Origin of the sequence: Streptomyces misionensis (assembly GCF_007896895.1) — a bacterium.
Lineage (GTDB): Bacteria > Actinomycetota > Actinomycetes > Streptomycetales > Streptomycetaceae > Streptomyces > Streptomyces misionensis_A.
This window is the reverse complement of sequence record NZ_VOGW01000030.1, coordinates 1-3,043: the sequence shown is the minus strand read 5'-3', so window position 1 is coordinate 3,043 and position 3,043 is coordinate 1. Positions and strand designations below refer to the sequence as shown.

The 3,043-nt window shown below is 70.7% G+C and carries 2 protein-coding genes; one reads left to right on the top strand and one right to left on the bottom strand.

Annotated elements, in window-relative coordinates; all coding sequences use genetic code 11:
• The coding region (locus tag FRZ03_RS05070; RefSeq protein ID WP_146463924.1) for an outer membrane protein assembly factor BamB family protein at positions 1 to 1,485 on the bottom strand (1,485 nt) is incomplete at its 3' end.
• Between the two features lie 60 nt (positions 1,486 to 1,545).
• Between FRZ03_RS05070 and FRZ03_RS05065 the strand changes: the two genes are divergently transcribed.
• The gene (locus FRZ03_RS05065; protein ID WP_146463923.1) at positions 1,546 to 3,042 is read left to right on the top strand and encodes an outer membrane protein assembly factor BamB family protein; all 1,497 of its coding nucleotides are present in this window, start codon (positions 1,546 to 1,548) and stop codon (positions 3,040 to 3,042) included.
• Position 3,043: the final 1 nt, after the last annotated feature.

Genomic DNA, 3,043 nt, shown 5'->3' with positions numbered 1-3,043 from the left:
GCCCGCGGTGCCGATCCCGAACACCGAGATGACCGGGCCCGCCTTCCTCGTGTCCTCGCGTTCCAGCCGGTACGGGGCGAAGAAGGCGCGGCCGTGCTGGTAGAGGACGACCGAGAACCGCGGGTCGTCCTCGGCCTTCCCGTTGTACGGCTTGTCCTCCTCCGTCGGCAGGTGGAACAGGAGGAACGGGGTCTCCTTGCCGGTGCGCGGGTCCCAGTCGACGATGGCCGCGGGCTGCACCGCGTCCAGGCTGCCGCGGTAGACGATCAGGTGGTCACCGTTCATCCGGACGGGGAGGACCGGCTGGAACGCGCGGCCGGTGAACGTGGCGACGACGGTGCCCTTCCTGACGTCGAACGCCGTGATGTGGTTCGCGGGCTTGAGCGGGTCGTCCGCGTCCTTGCTCCTGACGAAGACCCGGTCGCGGCCGGTCACGATGCCGGAGCACTTGTCGACGACGCCGAAGAAGCCCGAGGTCTCCGGATCGCAGTAGGGCTCGTACTTCTTCAGCGAGATGGTGGCCAGCCGCTCGCCGTTGCCGGGGTCCAGGGTGATCAGGTCGGTGACCGAGACGTCCCCGGCCGCGACGGCGAGCACGGGCGGGTCGGCGGACGGCAGGAAGACCTGCTGGACGCCCTTGCTGACCGAGTAGCTCCAGGCGACCTTGCCGGTGCGCGGTTCGAGCTTCTCCACCCGGTAGGTGCGCTCGCCGGCCTGCTTGCAGGCGACCAGGGCCAGCAGCGCGGGCCCGCCGGCGTAGCCGGTGTCGTGGCACTGCGAGGTGGCGAGGGTGGTGTTCCACAGCCGCTTGCCGCTGTCCGTGTCGTACGCCGCCGAGCCCTGGTCCCAGGCGATGGCCACGACCCCCCGGGTCAGGGCGACGTTGGTGTTGGTGACGTAGGCGAACTCGGACGACGGTATCTTCCGCTGCCAGAGCTTCTTGCCGGTGTTCAGGTCGACCATGAGCACCTGGTCGCAGGAGCTCCCCGAGGTCTGGATCACGACCGGGGTGCGGCCGTCGACCGTGACGTCGCGGCTGACGGCGCAGACGGGGCCGTCGAGATCCAGCTTCCAGGCCCGGTTGTCGGTGTCCATCGAGCCGCCGACCCGGTAGCCGGCGATCCAGTCGGCGACGGTCCGGGCGACGATCTTGTCGGTGGCCCACGTCCCGGGCGCGTACCGGAACTTGTCGGCGAGGATGTCCTCCGTGTGGTTGACGACGATCTGCCCCTCCGGGGAGACGGGCGCCTTCTCCACGCTCTCGCGGCCGTCGCGCACGTCGTCCGGTGCCTGCTTCGCCGCCTTGGCGTCGCTGTGCCCCGTACGCCCGGCCGACTCGTACCAGAGCAGCCCCGCGCCGACGCACAGCACGACCGCGACGACCGCCGCGAGGACGCCCAGGAGGCGTCGTCGGCGGCGGCTGCGCGACTGGTCGGCGGCGAGCGCGGACTGGGTGTACATGGACGGGGGTGGGCCGAAGCTCACGCTGCGAGATCCTTCTCTTGACCGCCCCCGCGGGGGCGGTCAAGAGAAGGATCTCGCAGCGTGAGCTTCGGCCCACCCCCGTCCATGTACACCCAGTCCGCGCTCGCCGCCGACCAGTCGCGCAGCCGCCGCCGACGACGCCTCCTGGGCGTCCTCGCGGCGGTCGTCGCGGTCGTGCTGTGCGTCGGCGCGGGGCTGCTCTGGTACGAGTCGGCCGGGCGTACGGGGCACAGCGACGCCAAGGCGGCGAAGCAGGCACCGGACGACGTGCGCGACGGCCGCGAGAGCGTGGAGAAGGCGCCCGTCTCCCCGGAGGGGCAGATCGTCGTCAACCACACGGAGGACATCCTCGCCGACAAGTTCCGGTACGCGCCCGGGACGTGGGCCACCGACAAGATCGTCGCCCGGACCGTCGCCGACTGGATCGCCGGCTACCGGGTCGGCGGCTCGATGGACACCGACAACCGGGCCTGGAAGCTGGATCTCGACGGCCCCGTCTGCGCCGTCAGCCGCGACGTCACGGTCGACGGCCGCACCCCGGTCGTGATCCAGACCTCGGGGAGCTCCTGCGACCAGGTGCTCATGGTCGACCTGAACACCGGCAAGAAGCTCTGGCAGCGGAAGATACCGTCGTCCGAGTTCGCCTACGTCACCAACACCAACGTCGCCCTGACCCGGGGGGTCGTGGCCATCGCCTGGGACCAGGGCTCGGCGGCGTACGACACGGACAGCGGCAAGCGGCTGTGGAACACCACCCTCGCCACCTCGCAGTGCCACGACACCGGCTACGCCGGCGGGCCCGCGCTGCTGGCCCTGGTCGCCTGCAAGCAGGCCGGCGAGCGCACCTACCGGGTGGAGAAGCTCGAACCGCGCACCGGCAAGGTCGCCTGGAGCTACTCGGTCAGCAAGGGCGTCCAGCAGGTCTTCCTGCCGTCCGCCGACCCGCCCGTGCTCGCCGTCGCGGCCGGGGACGTCTCGGTCACCGACCTGATCACCCTGGACCCCGGCAACGGCGAGCGGCTGGCCACCATCTCGCTGAAGAAGTACGAGCCCTACTGCGATCCGGAGACCTCGGGCTTCTTCGGCGTCGTCGACAAGTGCTCCGGCATCGTGACCGGCCGCGACCGGGTCTTCGTCAGGAGCAAGGACGCGGACGACCCGCTCAAGCCCGCGAACCACATCACGGCGTTCGACGTCAGGAAGGGCACCGTCGTCGCCACGTTCACCGGCCGCGCGTTCCAGCCGGTCCTCCCCGTCCGGATGAACGGTGACCACCTGATCGTCTACCGCGGCAGCCTGGACGCGGTGCAGCCCGCGGCCATCGTCGACTGGGACCCGCGCACCGGCAAGGAGACCCCGTTCCTCCTGTTCCACCTGCCGACGGAGGAGGACAAGCCGTACAACGGGAAGGCCGAGGACGACCCGCGGTTCTCGGTCGTCCTCTACCAGCACGGCCGCGCCTTCTTCGCCCCGTACCGGCTGGAACGCGAGGACACGAGGAAGGCGGGCCCGGTCATCTCGGTGTTCGGGATCGGCACCGCGGGCCTCGAGCACTGAC